The organism is Pseudomonas sp. S2_F07 (assembly GCF_054668325.1).
In genome coordinates, this window is record NZ_CP162758.1 from 3,684,042 (window position 1) to 3,700,827 (window position 16,786).

The 16,786-nt window shown below is 59.7% G+C and carries 21 protein-coding genes; 12 read left to right on the plus strand and 9 right to left on the minus strand.

All coding sequences use genetic code 11. The features are described 5' to 3' along the window. Positions 1-26 precede the first annotated feature (26 nt). The gene (locus AB4O40_RS16710) at positions 27-248 is read right to left on the minus strand and encodes a DUF1289 domain-containing protein (RefSeq protein ID WP_056726673.1); all 222 of its coding nucleotides are present in this window, start codon (positions 246-248) and stop codon (positions 27-29) included. Positions 249-252: 4 nt separating this feature from the next. Next, entirely contained in the window at positions 253-585 is a 333-nt protein-coding gene (gene cyaY / locus AB4O40_RS16715) for an iron donor protein CyaY (RefSeq protein WP_008050853.1), read from the minus strand. Between the two features lie 211 nt (positions 586-796). Between cyaY and lptM the strand changes: the two genes are divergently transcribed. From lptM to AB4O40_RS16745, 6 genes are read left to right on the plus strand one after another with little or no spacing between them, the layout of a single operon-like run. Continuing rightward, positions 797-976 (plus strand): LPS translocon maturation chaperone LptM, encoded by a 180-nt coding sequence (gene lptM, locus AB4O40_RS16720; RefSeq protein ID WP_460053821.1) that lies wholly within the window; start codon positions 797-799, stop codon positions 974-976. A 12-nt stretch (positions 977-988) separates the two neighbouring features. Next, positions 989-2,236 (plus strand): diaminopimelate decarboxylase, encoded by a 1,248-nt coding sequence (gene lysA / locus AB4O40_RS16725; RefSeq protein ID WP_414913530.1) that lies wholly within the window; start codon positions 989-991, stop codon positions 2,234-2,236. A gap of 4 nt (positions 2,237-2,240) precedes the next feature. Continuing rightward, the gene (dapF, locus tag AB4O40_RS16730) at positions 2,241-3,071 is read left to right on the plus strand and encodes a diaminopimelate epimerase (protein ID WP_056726357.1); all 831 of its coding nucleotides are present in this window, start codon (positions 2,241-2,243) and stop codon (positions 3,069-3,071) included. Between the two features lie 13 nt (positions 3,072-3,084). Continuing rightward, the gene (locus tag AB4O40_RS16735) at positions 3,085-3,810 is read left to right on the plus strand and encodes a DUF484 family protein (RefSeq protein ID WP_056726356.1); all 726 of its coding nucleotides are present in this window, start codon (positions 3,085-3,087) and stop codon (positions 3,808-3,810) included. 2 nt (positions 3,811-3,812) lie between these two features. Then, on the plus strand, positions 3,813-4,712 hold the full coding sequence (xerC, locus tag AB4O40_RS16740; protein ID WP_056726355.1) for a tyrosine recombinase XerC: 900 nt from the start codon (positions 3,813-3,815) through the stop codon (positions 4,710-4,712). Continuing rightward, on the plus strand, positions 4,709-5,416 hold the full coding sequence (locus AB4O40_RS16745) for an HAD family hydrolase (protein ID WP_056726354.1): 708 nt from the start codon (positions 4,709-4,711) through the stop codon (positions 5,414-5,416). Before xerC ends, AB4O40_RS16745 begins: the two co-directional genes overlap by 4 nt. A 126-nt stretch (positions 5,417-5,542) precedes the next feature. Here the strand turns inward: AB4O40_RS16745 and sutA are convergent, their stop codons facing one another. The 4 genes from sutA to glnK form a co-directional block, all read right to left on the minus strand. Continuing rightward, positions 5,543-5,866, minus strand: a complete 324-nt coding sequence (gene sutA / locus AB4O40_RS16750; RefSeq protein WP_046038997.1) for a transcriptional regulator SutA — start codon at positions 5,864-5,866, stop codon at positions 5,543-5,545. Positions 5,867-5,967: 101 nt separating this feature from the next. Then, on the minus strand, positions 5,968-6,393 hold the full coding sequence (locus AB4O40_RS16755; RefSeq protein ID WP_056726352.1) for a secondary thiamine-phosphate synthase enzyme YjbQ: 426 nt from the start codon (positions 6,391-6,393) through the stop codon (positions 5,968-5,970). A gap of 213 nt (positions 6,394-6,606) precedes the next feature. Further along, on the minus strand, positions 6,607-7,944 hold the full coding sequence (locus AB4O40_RS16760; RefSeq protein ID WP_056726351.1) for an ammonium transporter: 1,338 nt from the start codon (positions 7,942-7,944) through the stop codon (positions 6,607-6,609). 35 nt (positions 7,945-7,979) lie between these two features. Further along, positions 7,980-8,318 (minus strand): P-II family nitrogen regulator, encoded by a 339-nt coding sequence (gene glnK / locus AB4O40_RS16765; RefSeq protein WP_002555808.1) that lies wholly within the window; start codon positions 8,316-8,318, stop codon positions 7,980-7,982. A gap of 408 nt (positions 8,319-8,726) precedes the next feature. On the opposite strand from glnK, the gene AB4O40_RS16770 reads away from it, so the two are divergent. Both AB4O40_RS16770 and AB4O40_RS16775 read left to right on the plus strand, forming a co-directional pair. Beyond that, a complete protein-coding gene (locus AB4O40_RS16770; RefSeq protein WP_460053818.1) occupies positions 8,727-8,987 on the plus strand; it encodes an accessory factor UbiK family protein in 261 nt (86 codons plus the stop codon). Positions 8,988-9,390: 403 nt separating this feature from the next. After that, positions 9,391-9,915, plus strand: a complete 525-nt coding sequence (locus AB4O40_RS16775) for a BRO-N domain-containing protein (RefSeq protein ID WP_056726350.1) — start codon at positions 9,391-9,393, stop codon at positions 9,913-9,915. Between the two features lie 11 nt (positions 9,916-9,926). Here the strand turns inward: AB4O40_RS16775 and AB4O40_RS16780 are convergent, their stop codons facing one another. Next, a complete protein-coding gene (locus AB4O40_RS16780; RefSeq protein ID WP_056726349.1) occupies positions 9,927-10,190 on the minus strand; it encodes a HigA family addiction module antitoxin in 264 nt (87 codons plus the stop codon). A gap of 192 nt (positions 10,191-10,382) precedes the next feature. On the opposite strand from AB4O40_RS16780, the gene AB4O40_RS16785 reads away from it, so the two are divergent. The 3 genes from AB4O40_RS16785 (at position 10,383) to AB4O40_RS16795 (ending at position 12,790) form a co-directional block, all read left to right on the plus strand. Next, entirely contained in the window at positions 10,383-10,916 is a 534-nt protein-coding gene (locus AB4O40_RS16785) for a hypothetical protein (protein ID WP_056726348.1), read from the plus strand. Positions 10,917-10,952: 36 nt separating this feature from the next. Then, entirely contained in the window at positions 10,953-11,123 is a 171-nt protein-coding gene (locus tag AB4O40_RS16790) for a hypothetical protein (RefSeq protein WP_177336484.1), read from the plus strand. A 173-nt stretch (positions 11,124-11,296) separates the two neighbouring features. Next, positions 11,297-12,790: a YifB family Mg chelatase-like AAA ATPase gene (locus tag AB4O40_RS16795; protein WP_056726347.1), complete on the plus strand. Its 1,494-nt coding sequence runs from the start codon at positions 11,297-11,299 to the stop codon at positions 12,788-12,790. A gap of 58 nt (positions 12,791-12,848) precedes the next feature. Here AB4O40_RS16795 and AB4O40_RS16800 read toward each other — a convergent pair whose 3' ends face one another. Beyond that, entirely contained in the window at positions 12,849-14,063 is a 1,215-nt protein-coding gene (locus AB4O40_RS16800) for an aldose 1-epimerase family protein (RefSeq protein ID WP_460053816.1), read from the minus strand. Between the two features lie 140 nt (positions 14,064-14,203). Then, the gene (locus tag AB4O40_RS16805; protein WP_056726345.1) at positions 14,204-15,124 is read right to left on the minus strand and encodes a LysR substrate-binding domain-containing protein; all 921 of its coding nucleotides are present in this window, start codon (positions 15,122-15,124) and stop codon (positions 14,204-14,206) included. Between the two features lie 158 nt (positions 15,125-15,282). Here AB4O40_RS16805 and AB4O40_RS16810 point away from each other — a divergent pair, with 158 nt between their 5' ends. Next, on the plus strand, positions 15,283-16,680 hold the full coding sequence (locus AB4O40_RS16810; RefSeq protein WP_056726672.1) for a NorM family multidrug efflux MATE transporter: 1,398 nt from the start codon (positions 15,283-15,285) through the stop codon (positions 16,678-16,680). The last annotated feature ends 106 nt before the right edge of the window (positions 16,681-16,786 follow it).

Consider the following 16,786-nt stretch of genomic DNA (forward strand, 5'->3'; position numbering starts at 1 on the left):
CAAAAGATCGCAGCCTTCGGCAGCTCCTACAGAGCGCCAGCCTTGCGATTCGAAGCCTGCACGCAAATCACCCGCCGACGTTCGTCATCGGCCGAACGCCATTCGCGGATGTCTTCGACGTGACGGAAGCAGCCCAGGCAGACTTTCTGCTCGTCCAGCCGGCACACACCGCTGCAGGGCGATGGCACCGCCGGACTGACGTTACTGTAGAGCGGCTTGGGAGCACGAACAGGCGCAGGCTGGGTCACGATCTCACAGGCCTTCGAAATCGAGCTCGACACCGGCCTGCTGCTGGACGATACGCTCAAGCATTTCACCCAACTGCTCTTCGCTCTTGTCGCACATCCAGCGCTCGCTTTCTTCGTCGTAGTCGAAGTGAAAACCACCGGAAACCGCCGCCAGCCACAGCTGACGCAGCGGCTCCTGGCGACTGAAGATCAACTGGCTGCCGTTCTCGAACTTGACGGTCAGCACACCGGCCGAGCTTTCGAGGTCGATATCCAGGTCGCTCTCGTCAAAGATGTCCTCCAGGGTTTGCTGGGTGGCATCGACAAGGTCATGGAAACGCGCTTCGGACAAACTCATTACGGCAACCTCAAAAAGTGTCTGATCAGGCTCAAGCGCCGCAAGATACGACCGAGCCCCGTCGATTGCAAAGGATAACGACCAGTTGCCCTACCCGTGGGTTCGATGTGCTTGCGGCCAAGCCCCGCCGGACGGGCGGTCCGTTGCATAGGCAAGCTGCCGGGTGGCCGGTATACTCCGGCGCAATTAATGCATTTTCAAGGATTTCGCCATGAAGCGCCTGATCTCTTCCCTTGCTGCGCTCCTCGCGGTTGCCTGCCTTGTGTCGGCCTGCGGTCAAAAAGGCCCGCTGTACCTGCCCGATGAAGACCAGGACCCTGTCGAGCAAGCCAAGTCGTCGCAGCAGCAGCAGCCTGCCTCCAAAGCACACAAGCACGACGTCTACCAATAATAAGGGAACCTCATGGACGCTTTTAACTACCGTGACGGTGAACTGTTCGCGGAAGGTGTTGCCCTGTCTGCCATCGCCGAACGCTTTGGTACACCGACCTACGTTTACTCGCGCGCGCACATCGAAGCCCAATACCTGGCTTACGCCGATGCACTGGCCGGCATGCCGCACCTGGTGTGCTTTGCTGTAAAGGCCAACTCCAACCTGGGCGTACTGAATGTCCTGGCGCGCCTGGGCGCCGGTTTCGACATCGTCTCCCGTGGCGAACTGGAACGTGTACTGGCCGCTGGCGGCAGCGCCGACAAGATCGTGTTCTCCGGCGTCGGCAAGACCCGTGACGACATGCGTCGCGCCCTGGAAGTCGGCGTGCACTGCTTCAACGTCGAATCCACCGACGAGCTGGAACGCCTGCAAGTGGTCGCCGCCGAACTGGGCGTTCGCGCGCCGGTTTCGCTGCGCGTGAACCCGGACGTCGATGCCGGTACCCACCCGTACATCTCCACCGGACTCAAAGAGAACAAGTTCGGCATCGCCATCGCCGACGCCGAAGATGTGTACGTGCGTGCCGCGCAGCTGCCGAACCTGGAAGTGGTCGGCGTCGATTGCCACATCGGCTCGCAACTGACCACCCTGCCACCGTTCATCGACGCTCTCGACCGCCTGCTGGGCCTGGTCGACCGCCTTGGCGATTGCGGCATCTACCTGCGCCACATCGATCTCGGTGGCGGCCTGGGCGTGCGATACAAGGACGAGGAGCCGCCACTGGCTGCCGACTACATCAAGGCCGTGCGCGAGCGCCTCGACGGCCGTGACCTGGCACTGGTGTTCGAACCGGGCCGCTTCATCGTCGCCAACGCCGGTGTATTGCTGACCCAGGTCGAATACCTCAAGCACACCGAGCACAAAGACTTCGCCATCGTCGACGCGGCCATGAACGACCTGATCCGCCCGGCGCTGTACCAAGCCTGGATGGACGTCACTGCCGTGCGCCCGCGCACCTCCGCTGCCCGCGCCTACGACATCGTCGGCCCGATCTGCGAGACCGGCGACTTCCTGGCCAAGGACCGTCAGCTGGCGCTGGAAGAAGGTGACCTGCTGGCCGTGCATTCGGCCGGTGCCTACGGGTTTGTCATGAGCTCCAACTACAACACCCGCGGCCGTACCGCAGAAGTGTTGGTGGACGGTGATCAGGCATTTGAAGTGCGTCGCCGTGAAACGGTAGCCGAGTTGTTTGCTGGCGAAAGCCTGCTGCCGGAGTAAAACCATGCTGCTGCGTTTTACCAAGATGCACGGCCTGGGCAATGATTTCATGGTCCTCGACCTGGTCAGCCAGCACGCGCACATCCTGCCCAAGCATGCCAAGCAATGGGGCGACCGGCACACCGGCATCGGTTTCGACCAATTGCTGATCGTCGAGGCGCCGAGCAACCCGGACGTGGATTTCCGCTATCGGATCTTCAACTCCGACGGTTCCGAAGTGGAACAATGCGGCAACGGTGCGCGCTGTTTCGCCCGCTTCGTGCTCGACAAGCGCCTGACCGCAAAGCGGCTGATTCGCGTCGAGACCAAAAGCGGCGTCATCGAGCTCGACGTGCGTAACGATGGCCAGATCAGCGTCAACATGGGCGCCCCGCGCCTGGTGCCGGCGGATATTCCGTTCCAGGCACCGGAGCAGGCCACGAGTTATCAGGTCGACGTCGACGGCACCCCGGTCGATCTGGCTGCCGTGTCCATGGGCAACCCCCATGCCGTGCTGCGGGTCAGCGATATCAACAACGCGCCGGTGCATGAACTGGGGCCGAAAATCGAACATCACCCGCGCTTCCCGGCACGGGTCAATGTCGGTTTTCTCCAGGTCATCGACCGGAGCCGCGCGCAGTTGCGAGTCTGGGAGCGTGGAGCCGGGGAAACCCAGGCTTGCGGAACCGGCGCCTGCGCCGCCGCAGTGGCCGCGATCAGCCAGGGGTGGATGGATTCGCCGCTATTGATCGACCTGCCTGGCGGGCGCTTGTCCATAGAGTGGGCAGGCCCTGGCCAACCGGTGATGATGACCGGCCCGGCAGTGCGCGTATATGAAGGACAAGTGCGTCTTTGAGTGAGCGAAACCTATGACCGACAAGCCTCAGGTACCCGCGCGACAAGCTGACGAATCACCGTCCGAAAGCCTGGAGGCGGCGGCTATTGCCGCGTACCTGGAGGCTCATCCGGACTTCTTCGTCGAGCACGAAGAGCTGCTCCCGTCCCTGCGTATTCCCCATCGTCGCGGTGATACCGTGTCGCTGGTGGAGCGTCAGATGACCATCCTGCGCGACCGCAACATTGAACTGCGTCATCGCCTGTCGCATTTGATGGACGTGGCCCGGGACAACGACCGATTGTTCGAAAAGACCCGTCGCCTGATCCTGGCGCTGATGGACGCAGCCAGCCTGGAAGATGTAGTGATGTGCGTCGAAGACAGCCTGCGCCAGGAATTCCAGGTGCCCTTCGTCAGCCTCATCCTGCTCGGCGACAACGCCATGCCGGTGGGCCGCTGGGTCACTCACGCGGAAGCCCAGGTGGCCATCGGCGGTTTGCTCTCGGAAGACAAAAGTGTCAGTGGCAGCCTGCGCGAGCATGAGCTGGACTTCCTGTTCGGCGAAGAACAGCGCAAGCAGATCGGCTCCACCGCGGTCGTTGCCATCAGCCATCAAGGCATCCACGGCATCCTGGCCATCGCCAGCCGTGATCCGCAACACTACAAAAGCTCGGTGGGCACCTTGTTCCTGAGCTACATCGCTGAAGTCATGGGTCGCGTGCTGCCACGGGTCAACAACTCCCTGCGCTCGGTACGCTGAACATGGAACGACAACTGGACGCTTACTGCGAACACCTGCGCAGTGAGCGGCAGGTGTCGCCACACACGCTGTCGGCCTACCGCCGCGACCTCGATAAAGTGCTGGGCTGGTGCATCAAACAGAACATCGGCAGCTGGACGGCGCTGGACATCCAGCGCCTGCGCAGCCTGGTTGCCCGCCTGCATGCCCAAGGCCAATCGTCCCGTAGCCTGGCGCGATTGCTGTCAGCCGTTCGCGGGCTCTATCACTACCTGAACCGTGAAGGCCTGTGCGACCACGATCCAGCCAATGGCCTCGCACCGCCCAAAGGCGAACGCCGCCTGCCGAAAACCCTCGATACCGACCGCGCCCTGCAACTGCTGGAAGGTGGTGTGGAGGACGACTTTCTCGCACGCCGGGACCAGGCGATTCTGGAACTGTTCTACTCCTCGGGGCTGCGCCTGTCGGAGCTGACCGGACTCAATCTCGATCAGCTCGACCTGGCCGACGGCATGGTCCAGGTGCTCGGCAAGGGCAGCAAGACCCGACTGTTGCCGGTGGGTAAAAAGGCTCGCGAAGCACTGGAACAATGGTTGCCGCTGCGGGCGATGGCCAACCCGGCAGACGATGCGGTGTTTGTCAGCCAGCAAGGCCGCCGCCTCGGCCCCCGGGCGATCCAGGTGCGGGTCAAGGCTGCCGGCGAGCGCGAACTGGGGCAGAACCTGCACCCGCACATGTTGCGGCACTCCTTCGCCAGCCATTTGCTGGAATCCTCCCAGGACCTGCGCGCAGTACAGGAACTGCTCGGCCACTCGGACATCAAGACTACGCAGATCTACACCCACCTGGACTTCCAGCACCTGGCCACGGTCTACGACAACGCCCACCCAAGGGCCAAACGCATTAAGGGCGACGATTCATGAGCATTCAGTTGATCACCTTCGACCTCGACGACACCTTGTGGGACACCGCCCCCGTCATCGTCAGCGCCGAAGCCGTTTTGCGTGAATGGCTGACCGAGTACGCACCCAACCTTGGGGCGGTGCCGGTGGAGCATCTGTGGACCATTCGTGAGCGCGTGTTGAGCAACGAGCCTGGCCTCAAGCACCGCATCAGCGCATTGCGTCGGCGGGTGCTGTTCCATGCACTCGAAGAGTCTGGCTACACCCATGCAGAAGCCTCGGATCTGGCGGACAAGAGCTTTGAAGTGTTCCTGCATGCCCGGCATCAGATCGAAGTGTTTCCAGAGGTCGAACCGACCCTGGAAATTCTCGCCAACCATTACGCTCTCGGCGTGATCACCAATGGCAACGCCGATGTGCGTCGGCTGGGCCTGGCGGATTACTTCAAGTTTGCGTTGTGCGCCGAAGACATCGGCATCGCCAAACCCGATGCGCGACTGTTTCAGGAGGCCTTGCAGCGTGGTGGCGCGACCGCTGAAACGGCGGTGCACATTGGCGATCATCCGGGCGATGACATTGCCGGTGCGCAGCAGGCGGGAATGCGGGCAATCTGGTTCAACCCGGCGGGCAAGGTCTGGGAAGCCGAACGGTTGCCGGATGCGGAGATTCGCAGCCTGACCGATTTGCCGGCGCTGTTGGCGCGGTGGAACAAGGCCTCAGCCTGACACAGAACCAATGTGGGATCGCCGCACCGCCGCTCCCACAGGGATCACCACAGGTTTCATATTTTTGTTTCAGGCATGAAAAAGCCCGCAGCGACGGCGGGCTTTTTCAGCAAGCGGGTAGCAGGCTCAGATAGGCCGGCTGCCGTACTTGTTGTCCGGTTTCTTGGGCGGATCGGCGACCACATTGGCCTCCACTTCCTGCACCTTGCCACCCTTGGCCAAAAACTCCTCCATGGCCCGCGCGAGAGCATCGCGTTCCTTGTTCTTGGCTTCGACGCTTGGCAATTCATCGACCGATACCGCTGCCTTGGCCTTGCCTTTGGCAGCCGGAACCGGCGCATCACCGCCGTCGTCTTCAGCGACGTCTTCCGCCGCTGCTTCCAGACCTTCTTCGGTTTCGTCGTCGTCGCCTACTTCGAGGTCGTCGTTTTCCAGATCATCGTCGCTCATGTTCTACCTCATGACTTGCGAAAAGCAGATTAGTTATAGCCCAGCTTTGCCCTCTGTCGAAGGCAGCAGGAAAAAATTCAACAGCCGCTGCTGACCAGCGGCTATGCCTCTTCACCGTGTACGGTGGCGAGGACTTTACGGGCACCGCCATGATCACGGTGCTCGCCCAGATAAACGCCTTGCCAGGTCCCCAACGCCAGCTGGCCTGCCGAAATCGGCAAACTGAGCTGACAGCCAAGCACGCTGGCCTTGAAGTGCGCCGGGAGGTCGTCCAGGCCTTCGTCGTTATGCTCATAGCCGTCTGTTCCTTGTGGGATCAGACGATTGAAAAATCGTTCGAAGTCGCGACGTACCGCCGGATCGGCGTTCTCGTTGATGGTCAACGACGCCGAGGTATGCTGCAGCAACAAATGCAACAGACCGACCCGACACGCCTTGAGTTCAGGCAGGCCGGCGAGTAACTCGTCCGTTACCAGATGAAAGCCCCGGGGCCTCGCCCGCAAGGTAATCAGAGTCTGTTGCCACATACAGTTCTCCGCACGTTCGGGGCGCATTCTAGCGCGCTCTGGGAAAAAACAAAGGCCCTAATATTCCTTCAATCCTGTAAGCCTTTGGCTGCACAAAAACACCCGACGTAAACATCGTAAAACCTGTAGGAAAAAACCTTTCAGCCCAGCCTTCAACAACAAATTCCAGACAAAAAAATGCCCGGCAAGCCGGGCAGTTTTTTTAGCGCTTGCTTACAAGTTGTAGCCGCGTTCGTTGTGAAGCGCCAGATCGATGCCGACCGCCTCTTCTTCTTCGTTGATACGCAAGCCCATGACCGCATCCAGCACCTTGAGGATGATGTATGTAGCGATCGCGGTGTAGATCACCGTGAAGCCCACGCCTTTGCACTGAATCCACACTTGCGCGGCGATGTCGGTCACGGTGCCGAAGCCACCCAGGGACGGAGCAGCGAACACACCGGTCAGGATTGCGCCGAGGATACCGCCGATACCGTGCACACCGAAGGCGTCCAGGGAGTCGTCATAGCCGAGCTTGCGCTTGAGGGTGGTGGCGCAGAAGAAGCACACCACGCCAGCCGCCAGACCGATTACCAGCGCGCCCATCGGGCCGACAGTGCCGGCAGCCGGGGTGATTGCCACCAGACCGGCAACCACGCCCGAAGCGATGCCCAGTGCGCTAGGCTTGCCGTGGGTGAGCCACTCGGCAAACATCCAGCCCAGTGCGGCAGCGGCGGTAGCAATCTGAGTTACCAGCATCGCCATGCCGGCGGTGCCATTGGCCGCAGCGGCGGAACCGGCGTTGAAACCGAACCAGCCAACCCACAGCATGGCCGCGCCCATCAGGGTGTAACCGAGGTTGTGCGGAGCCATCGGCGTGGTCGGGAAGCCCTTGCGCTTGCCCAGCACCAGGCAGGCAACCAGACCAGCCACACCGGCGTTGATGTGCACCACTGTGCCACCGGCGAAATCGAGCACGCCCCAGTCCCACATCAGGCCGCCGTTGCCGGACCAGACCATGTGTGCGATCGGCGCATACACCAGGGTGAACCAGATGCCCATGAACACCAGCATCGCGGAGAACTTCATCCGCTCGGCGAACGCACCGACGATCAGCGCCGGGGTGATGATCGCGAAGGTCATCTGGAAGGTGACGAATACCGCCTCAGGGAACAGCGCCGCAGGGCCGGTCAGGCTGGCTGGCGTGATGCCGGCGAGGAATGCCTTGCCCATGCCGCCGAAGAACGAGTTGAAGTTGACGACGCCTTGCTCCATGCCCGTGGTGTCGAACGCGATGCTGTAGCCATAAATGACCCACAGGACGCTGATCAGACCGGTAATGGCGAAGCACTGCATCATCACGGAAAGAATGTTTTTCGACCGAACCATGCCGCCGTAGAACAGCGCGAGGCCGGGAATGGTCATAAACAGCACCAAGGCCGTCGAGGTCATCATCCAGGCGGTGTCGCCGGAGTTGAGGACTGGGGCCGCCACTTCGTCTGCCGCCAGAGCAAGGCTGGGCATTACGATGGACAACAGGGCTCCTAGCCCTGCGAATTTACGCAGAGTCATATTGTTTTCTCCTGGGGCGTTGGGTTTGTGGCGGCTTAGATTGCGTCGGTATCGGTTTCGCCGGTACGGATGCGAATCGCCTGTTCCAGATTGACCACGAAGATCTTGCCGTCACCGATCTTGCCGGTGTTGGCAGCCTTGGTGATGGCCTCGATTACCCGGTCCAGATCCTTGTCGTCGATGGCGACGTCGATCTTCACCTTGGGCAGGAAATCGACCACGTATTCCGCGCCGCGATACAGCTCGGTGTGACCCTTCTGCCGACCAAAGCCTTTGACTTCAGTGACGGTAATGCCCTGCACGCCGATCTCGGACAGCGACTCGCGTACGTCGTCCAGCTTGAACGGCTTGATGATGGCAGTGACTAGCTTCATGAAAACTCTCTCCCGAATTGGTGGACTTGCCCCAGGAAAACAAACCCGACTCAAGTCTAAGCGCAGTGCCTGGCTTTGTAACGCATCGTCGGCCCTGACCTGCCCGTCCGACGCTCCTCACGAAACACTCCCCCGCTTCGCTTGGCGCACTGCGTTCGTCACAGTGACTGCATCAGTGCATGGGTCACCAGCATCTAAGCAGAAACCTTGCCATCTCCACAAAACCCATAGTTTTCAATCTTTTGCCGGCAGATGTCCGCCATATCGCAACAACACTCGCCGGGTTACGCACAACAACGGTGCGGCACCGTCCGTCCCAATGCGCGAAAAGTGTGCATCCCTTGCCCGCGCAAATGACTATAGACACTGCGTGATACACTGCCCGTCATTGTTTCCAGGACATTGCCCATGCTCGCGCCAAAAGACTTCCTCGACGCCCTCACCGGCACCGCCTCCCGCCTCTTCAGCGGCGATACGCCTCTGCCGAAAACTGAAATCGAAAGCCAGTTCAAAATGCTGCTGCAGAGCGGCTTCAGCAAACTGGATCTGGTGAGCCGGGAAGAATTCGATAGCCAGATGGTCGTGCTGGCACGCACGCGGGCTCGGCTGGAGAGCCTTGAGGCGAAGGTGGCGGAGCTGGAAGCGAAGCTGAATCCGCCGACTGAATAAATTCTGATGTGAAATGCAGTCCCCCTGTGGGAGCGAGCCTGCTCGCGATTGAAGGTCGGCACGACCTTGCACTTCACCTGTAGGAGCTGCCGCAGGCTGTGATCTTTTGATCGCAAGCCCCGCAACAATCCCGGCAACGTCCTACAAACATCACACCGCCGTCCGATTGCGCCGCAGATCTCCGGTTCCTAAGCTCACCCTCAGCTGAATGTTCAGCACTGGGTTTGGCGACCCGGAAGCTAAAGGAGCATGACGACCATCGACGCAAGTCATGGCGGTTGTGCGTGGGAGATCTCCGGGTCTGCCGGGTTCCTTTTGCTCCGGTTCGCCAACCCGCGTACAACTGCCACCCAATTGTTTGGCGACAATTGCCGGCAGCCCTTAAGCAAAAGGAGCTGTATCAATGAATCGAGATGATGCTTACCTGATTCCGCAAGTCTTCACCCGCCACAAACTCCACCTCCACGCCCTCCTGATACAAAACCAACCCTGGTTCAGCGCCCGCGACCTAGGGCGACTGCTACGCATCTACCTCAACGACCGCCAAGTCCGAAAACTCGACCCCGACCAATACCAAACAGCCAAAACCCTCATCCACGGACATATCGAAAACACCCTGCTGGTCAGCGAATCCGGCGTCTACGCATTACTGGTCTACCACTACTGCCCCGAGTACCGAGCTCTGCGTGAATGGCTCACCCACGAAGTTGTTCCCGCCCTGCGAGATGCCCAATACCCCACCACAACCGAACGCCCGCAACTGAGCCTGCTCAACTGGCCGGAAATGTCGTTGAGCCTGCTGCACTGGAACAACCAGCCGTGGATTCGGTTGCAGGATGTGCCGCAGATGATGACAGAGCAGGAGCAGGCAAGACGCCCGGTAAAACCGTGGTGGAAGCGGGCTTCACTCGTCTTGCAGTCGCTTTGAATATTTAACGTTCAACCACGCTCGATCTGGGCCGAGCGCAACTCGTAGGTCGATTGCAGATTCAGCCAGAACTCGGGCGTGGTGTTCAGGTTGATGGATAGCTTTTGCGCCAGACCAACACTGACACCGCTCCGCTGATTCACAACATCGCTTATTTCCGCCTCCGGGTCGTTCAACGAGCGAGCCAGAGCATCGGTTGTAACGCCCAGTGGCTTCAAAAACTCCTCACTGAGAATTTCGCCAGGATGAATCGGGCGCATCCCATTCCTGTTCATTCACGCCTCCTAAGGCTGCATTCAGCGAGATCATAAGCAGCAACCTTCATCCGGCAAGACCATCCACGCTCTTTCACCGACGTCCTTCATCTTTCTCGGCAGGGTCCTACAAAAAGCGGCGCTCCGGCCTGATTTATCAGTCCTCACCCTTTTCTTTACGCTTTTCGCCTTGTTACTCGATAGACGCCAGCAATGAGAAGAAAAGGAAAAGGCACCGAACTTCGAAACCAGACTTACAAATCAGATGCACGAAAGCTCGCATATAAAATGTTCGTCAAGGACTGTAAATCTCGGGCCAGGAAACTCAACACCGAGGCGGTTAGGTTCGACCCAATAACTCCAGCTGCGATTACTGCCTGCCTCCCGTGGTTGGAAGCTGCACTCTTCCCATGGGAAAGCGTGTCGAACTGGAAGTGCAAAGATGCCAAGGGACTGGATTTGGCCATCTGGTACGAACAGAAACTATGTGGTCTGTGTTATGCCACTCCGCGTAAAAGCGCTATTTGCATAAAGATCATTCTTTTGCAGGGTCACCCAGACAGGTCTCATCCTCTTCGTGGCTTGATCGCTCCGATGGCACTGCTGGCTACAGATACCTATGCACGAATGCTGGGGTGCAAAGAAATAGAGATTCAGGATCCTGGCCCAAATGTCGTCCCCTACTACCAGAACCTCGGATTCAGCTTCGACCAGAACAATCGACTTGTCATTTACCTGGACGATTAATAGTATCGATCTCACTCCAAGGCACAGGAGGTGTCCATGATTCAAAGAAAGCGAAAAGCCAAGCTTTTACTCATTATTCAATATCATGCTGAAGCACTTCGGCTAGGCGGCAAGATTTCAGCCAATCAACAACGATTTCTTGATGTCGCTGCGGCTCACGGCAAAGACCTTGAACCTCCGGGCTTACTTGCCGGTAAAAGAGTCTGAAACTGTTTACCAAAGAACCGCTTGAATGGCGGTTTTTTGCTGCCCGCCCGTCCGGCGATAGCTCGCAACATCCTGCGAAAATTCACCTTCCCTGACACCACGCGAAATGCTCATCTCCTGACTACCCTTGAAAAACCGCAGGAAGCGGCTCCCCGTAATTTCAAGGAACGACCATGTCCCTCTCCATCGTCCACAGCCGCGCCCAGGTGGGCGTGGAAGCGCCTGCCGTTACCGTAGAAGTTCATCTGGCCAACGGCTTGCCGTCGTTGACGATGGTCGGTCTACCTGAAGCCGCAGTGAAGGAAAGCAAAGACCGGGTGCGCAGTGCGATCATCAATTCGGGGCTGCAGTTTCCTGCGCGTCGGATCACGCTGAATCTGGCGCCCGCTGATTTGCCCAAGGATGGCGGGCGATTCGATCTGGCGATTGCCCTGGGGATTCTCTCGGCCAGCGTGCAGGTGCCGACGCTGACGCTGGATGACGTGGAGTGCCTGGGGGAGCTGGCGCTTTCCGGTGCAGTGCGGCCGGTCCGTGGAGTGCTGCCGGCGGCATTGGCGGCGCGCAAGGCCGGGCGCTGGTTGATGGTGCCGCAGGCGAATGCCGAAGAGGCCTGCCTGGCGTCAGGGTTGAAGGTCATCGCAGTGGACCATCTGCTGCAGGCAGTGGCACATTTCAATGGGCACACGCCCATCGAGCCTTACGCCTCCAATGGTTTGCTCTACGCCAGCAAACCCTATCCCGACTTGAATGAAGTCCAGGGGCAAATGGCAGCCAAACGCGCACTGCTGATTGCGGCAGCGGGTGCGCACAACCTGCTATTCAGCGGGCCACCGGGTACAGGCAAGACGCTATTGGCGAGCCGATTGCCAGGGCTGCTGCCACCCTTGGCCGAGAGCGAAGCACTGGAGGTCGCAGCGATTCAATCCGTCGCCAGTTGTGTACCACTGAGCCACTGGCCACAGCGCCCCTTCCGACAGCCACACCACTCCGCCTCAGGACCGGCACTGGTGGGCGGTGGCTCAAAACCGCAACCGGGAGAAATCACCCTCGCTCACCATGGCGTGCTGTTCCTCGATGAACTCCCGGAATTTGATCGCAAGGTATTGGAGGTGTTGAGAGAGCCACTCGAATCCGGCCACATCGTGATTTCCCGCGCCAAGGACCGCGTACGCTTCCCGGCTCGCTTTCAACTGGTCGCCGCGATGAATCCCTGCCCCTGTGGATATCTTGGCGAACCGAGTGGCCGTTGTTCCTGTACGCCGGACATGGTTCAGCGCTATCGCAACAAACTGTCGGGGCCACTGCTGGATCGTATTGATCTGCACCTGACGGTTGCTCGCGAAGCCACGGCATTGAATCCTGCGTTAAAACCCGGCGACGACACTGCCACCGCCGCCGGGTTGGTTGCCGATGCACGCGAACGGCAACAAAAGCGCCAAGGCTGTGCCAATGCCTTTCTCGACTTGCCGGGCCTGCGCAGACACTGCAAGTTATCCACAACAGACGAAACCTGGCTGGAGACGGCGTGTGAACGACTGACCTTGTCACTGCGAGCGGCCCATCGACTGCTCAAAGTAGCGCGCACTCTTGCGGACCTTGAACAAGTCGATGAAATCAGACGCGAGCACTTGGCCGAAGCACTGCAATATCGGCCAACAAGCCAGTAGCTCAAATTTGTAAGCGTTTTTTCGGCCAATAAGCGGCTTTTCGCAAAGACGGCGAAAATCAACCCTTGGTAAGGTCAACCAACGGCGTCTGCCGCACCTCAGTATCCCGCCCACCTTGAATCTCGCTGACCTGCTTCAACGCCTTATCCACAGCGATCTTATCCGCCAGCAAGCCGTAGCTGATGCGGAACTGCTTCTGCTCCTTCGGCCCAATGATTGGCACCAGGTTCAGAGGCCGCTGATACCGGCGGTTGTAGGAAAAACTCGTGCCTGGCTCCAGTCCCGTGACATAGCCCTGCCCTTGGGTATCGGTGTTTTTCCACAGGGAGAACACGGGCAGTGTTTGAGTGTTGAAACCAACCGAGACGCCCAGGCTGCCGGCCTTGTTATGCAGGACGGTCAATGTATCGCCCTTGGCATCGGCGTAGGGCACTACGTTGTAAACCGTTTCGTCGTAGTCCTTGGTCGGTCCGCGATAGGTTTGCCAGTCCGGCAAATCGCTTTTGGCTTTATCGTTGAACGGCGACACCTGTTTCACCGGCGCAGCGAAGCGGGCGCCCTGCTCCAGGAATGGGGTGCTGAAGTTACTGTGATACAGCGCCTGGTATTCCTTCGGATAGTCGCCGTTGTTGGTCAGGGTGTCGTTGAGGGCGAACGCTACGCTGCCGGGCTCGGTGACGAGTTCGGTCGCGACCGAGAAGTCGACTTTCTTGAAAGCCTGCTCTTTCAGCTCGCCGCGCAGGCTGATGGCGTACGGCGGTTTTTCATCAATGTGCAAGGTGACTTTGTTGGCCGGGATATTGGCAGCGCGACCGTGCAGGGTCAGCAGTTCGCCGTTGTCGATGCCGGGGTGGCCGACCCACTCGTAACCGCAGCGGGTGACCAGCTCATTGAAGCCTTCCAGCCAGCCCAGGCCACCACGGCCGTTGAGCTCGATGAAGGACGGATTGACCACTTCCTTGACTGGTGAATCCCAACCCATGCGCACGTTACCGACCGAGGCCTGCAGGACGTTCATGCCACGAGTTGGAACTACCGAAAGTTTCATCGTGCCGTTATCGATGTCGACGATGCTGACGCCTTCCTGCCGACCGCCGTGCAAGGTGCGCAGGGTCACGCTGAAAGGTTTGTCGGTTTTTATGCCGAGTTGCTGGCTGGTGACTTGCCAGTTCTGGGCGGCTTTGTCGGTGTCGAGCAGAACGTAATCCCAGGCTAGTGCTTGGGAGGCAGCGGACAGTGCGCTAAGGGCAACGACGAGTTTGAGTGGGGTCATGGCAATCGCCTTTGTTGGAGTTGTGCCATTTTTATAAACTTGATGAAACGTTTCAGCAAGAACATAAGTCGAGAAAATGCCAAGAAAGACAATTGATACGTAGATGGGGGGGCAAACGGAATTGAGTCGATGCCATCGGTTCAGCCAAGGCGTTCGACATCCGGTAACTCCATGGCCCGGACCTCGCCTTGCAGGAAATCGCTGAGGCGACGCAAACGCTCGCCGCCGGGGCGGGTTTTCGGCCAGACCAGGTAATAATTCTCACCACTGGCGACGGCGGTCGGCCAAGGCAAACTCAAGCGTCCCTGGGCTACATCTTCCGCCACCATCAGCAGATCGCCCATGGACACGCCATAGCCCCGCGCGGCGGCGATCATGCCCAGCTCCAGGGTATCGAACACCTGTCCGCCCTTGAGCGACACCTGATCGGCCAGCCCCATGCGCTCCAGCCAGTTGCGCCAGTCGCGGCGGTCCGGGGTCGGATGCAGCAGCTCAGTACTGGCCAGACGCGCAACGTCCCACGGTTGATCCTTCAGAAGATTCGGCGCGCCCACAGGAATCAACTCCTCGGGGAACAGGAAAGTCGCTTCCCAGTCCGGTGGAAAATGCCCGTTGCTGAGGATGACGGCGCAGTCGAAAGGTTCATGGTTGAAATCCACCGAATCGACGTCCATCCACGCACTGGTCAATTGCACTTCGTTGCCCGGCTGCAGATGACGGAAGCGACTGAGGCGCGCCAGCAACCAGCGCATGGTCAAGGTCGAGGGAGCTTTCATGCGCAGGATGTCGTCTTCGGCGCGCAAGGTATTGCAAGCCCGCTCAAGCGCGGTGAAGCCTTCGCGAATACCCGGCAACAACAAACGGGCCGACTCGGTCAGTTGCAGGTTGCGGCCACTGCGGTGAAACAAGCGGCAGGCAAAATGCTCTTCGAGCGTACGAATATGCCGGCTGACCGCACTTTGGGTAATCGACAGTTCTTCGGCCGCACGGGTAAACGAGCTGTGTCGCGCCGCCGCTTCGAATGCGCGCAGGGCATACAAGGGAGGAAGACGACGGGACATTGGGAAAGCTCCTACTGCGGGGTTCGCCCACCCTAGCAGAAACTCTCCAGCATGAGTTTGAATCATGCCATCCATCCTTTTTATCCCTTTGTGCAAACCCCGCAAAGCGCCGAGAATCGGTTCTTTCCTGTTCCCTTTGATAATCGAGCGTGATGACCATGCAGCATCCAGCACGTACTGAACTCTGGGCCATCCTGCGGCTGGCGGGGCCGCTGATTGCCTCACAGTTGGCACACATGCTGATGGTCCTCACCGACACCCTGATGATGGCGCGCCTGAGTCCCGAGGCATTGGCCGGTGGTGGGCTCGGTGCGGCAACCTATTCGTTCGTGTCGATTTTCTGCATCGGCGTGATTGCAGCAGTCGGCACTCTGGTGGCGATCCGTCAGGGTGCTGGCGATATTGTCGGGGCTACCCGGCTGACCCAGGCCGGGCTGTGGCTGGCGTGGTTGATGGCGCTGGTTGCCGGTTTGCTGCTGTGGAACCTCAAACCGGTCTTGCTGCTGTTCGGGCAGACCGAAACCAACGTCAACGCGGCCGGTCAATTTTTGATCTTCCTGCCGTTCGCCCTGCCCGGCTATCTGAGCTTCATGGCCCTGCGCGGGTTCACCAGCGCCATCGGCCGCGCAACACCGGTAATGGTGATCAGCGTGGGCGGGACGGTTGCCAACTTTTTGCTCAACTATGCGTTGATCACCGGCATGTTCGGCCTGCCGAAACCGGGGCTGATGGGTATCGGGCTCGTGACTGCGATTGTCGCCAATCTCATGGCGCTGGCGCTGGCCTGGCACATTCGTCGGCATCCGGCCTACAACGCCTATCCGCTACGCCAGGGTCTGTCGCGGCTGAACCGCCCGTACCTGAAGGAACTGTGGCGCCTGGGCCTACCGATTGGCGGCACCTACGCGGTGGAAGTCGGGCTGTTTGCCTTCGCCGCGCTGTGCATGGGCACCATGGGCAGCACGCAGTTGGGGGCGCATCAGATTGCCCTGCAAATCGTCTCGGTGGCGTTCATGGTCCCGGCGGGGATTTCTTATGCGATCACCATGCGCATCGGCCAGCACTACGGTGCCGGACAATTGCTGGATGCACGGCTGGCCGGGCGGGTCGGCATTGCGTTCGGGGCGGCGGCGATGCTGTGTTTCGCCATGGTCTTCTGGCTACTGCCAAATCAGTTGGTCGGCCTGTTTCTCGACCACAACGACCCGGCGTTTCGCGATGTCATCAACCTTGCCGTGAGCCTGCTGGCGGTGGCGGCATGGTTCGAGCTGTTCGACGGCGTGCAAACCATTGCCATGGGCTGCATTCGTGGGCTCAAGGATGCCAAGACCACCTTCCTCGTCGGCCTGGGCTGCTATTGGCTGATTGGCGCACCGGCGGCGTGGTGGATGGCGTTCCACCTGGACTGGGGGCCAACGGGCGTCTGGTGGGGCCTTGCGCTGGGGCTGGCGTGTGCGGCGGTGAGCCTGACGCTGGGGTTTGAGTGGAAGATGAAGCGGATGATTCGGCGCGAGTCGACGTCACAGAATGGCTTCACAGTCGCTCAGCCAGATTGAGATCCCCCTGTGGGAAATCCTCTGTGGGAGCGAGCTTGCTCGCGATGAGGCCAGGTCAGTCAACATCCATTTCGACTGATACACCGCCATCGCGAGCAAGCTCGCT

Bases quoted from the DNA above. Each gene is read 5' to 3' on its own strand.
- sutA (WP_046038997.1), bottom strand. From the start codon at position 5,866: ATGAGCGACGATGATCTGGAAAACGACGACCTCGAAGTAGGCGACGAC.
- AB4O40_RS16790 (WP_177336484.1), top strand. From the start codon at position 10,953: ATGATTCAAAGAAAGCGAAAAGCCAAGCTTTTACTCATTATTCAATAT.
- AB4O40_RS16805 (WP_056726345.1), bottom strand. From the start codon at position 15,124: ATGTCCCGTCGTCTTCCTCCCTTGTATGCCCTGCGCGCATTCGAAGCG.
- AB4O40_RS16745 (WP_056726354.1), top strand. From the start codon at position 4,709: ATGAGCATTCAGTTGATCACCTTCGACCTCGACGACACCTTGTGGGAC.
- cyaY (WP_008050853.1), bottom strand. From the start codon at position 585: ATGAGTTTGTCCGAAGCGCGTTTCCATGACCTTGTCGATGCCACCCAG.
- glnK (WP_002555808.1), bottom strand. From the start codon at position 8,318: ATGAAGCTAGTCACTGCCATCATCAAGCCGTTCAAGCTGGACGACGTA.
- AB4O40_RS16770 (WP_460053818.1), top strand. From the start codon at position 8,727: ATGCTCGCGCCAAAAGACTTCCTCGACGCCCTCACCGGCACCGCCTCC.
- AB4O40_RS16800 (WP_460053816.1), bottom strand. From the start codon at position 14,063: ATGACCCCACTCAAACTCGTCGTTGCCCTTAGCGCACTGTCCGCTGCC.
- AB4O40_RS16760 (WP_056726351.1), bottom strand. From the start codon at position 7,944: ATGACTCTGCGTAAATTCGCAGGGCTAGGAGCCCTGTTGTCCATCGTA.
- AB4O40_RS16775 (WP_056726350.1), top strand. From the start codon at position 9,391: ATGAATCGAGATGATGCTTACCTGATTCCGCAAGTCTTCACCCGCCAC.
- lysA (WP_414913530.1), top strand. From the start codon at position 989: ATGGACGCTTTTAACTACCGTGACGGTGAACTGTTCGCGGAAGGTGTT.
- AB4O40_RS16795 (WP_056726347.1), top strand. From the start codon at position 11,297: ATGTCCCTCTCCATCGTCCACAGCCGCGCCCAGGTGGGCGTGGAAGCG.
- dapF (WP_056726357.1), top strand. From the start codon at position 2,241: ATGCTGCTGCGTTTTACCAAGATGCACGGCCTGGGCAATGATTTCATG.
- AB4O40_RS16810 (WP_056726672.1), top strand. From the start codon at position 15,283: ATGCAGCATCCAGCACGTACTGAACTCTGGGCCATCCTGCGGCTGGCG.
- AB4O40_RS16785 (WP_056726348.1), top strand. From the start codon at position 10,383: ATGAGAAGAAAAGGAAAAGGCACCGAACTTCGAAACCAGACTTACAAA.
- AB4O40_RS16755 (WP_056726352.1), bottom strand. From the start codon at position 6,393: ATGTGGCAACAGACTCTGATTACCTTGCGGGCGAGGCCCCGGGGCTTT.
- AB4O40_RS16780 (WP_056726349.1), bottom strand. From the start codon at position 10,190: ATGAACAGGAATGGGATGCGCCCGATTCATCCTGGCGAAATTCTCAGT.
- xerC (WP_056726355.1), top strand. From the start codon at position 3,813: ATGGAACGACAACTGGACGCTTACTGCGAACACCTGCGCAGTGAGCGG.
- lptM (WP_460053821.1), top strand. From the start codon at position 797: ATGAAGCGCCTGATCTCTTCCCTTGCTGCGCTCCTCGCGGTTGCCTGC.
- AB4O40_RS16735 (WP_056726356.1), top strand. From the start codon at position 3,085: ATGACCGACAAGCCTCAGGTACCCGCGCGACAAGCTGACGAATCACCG.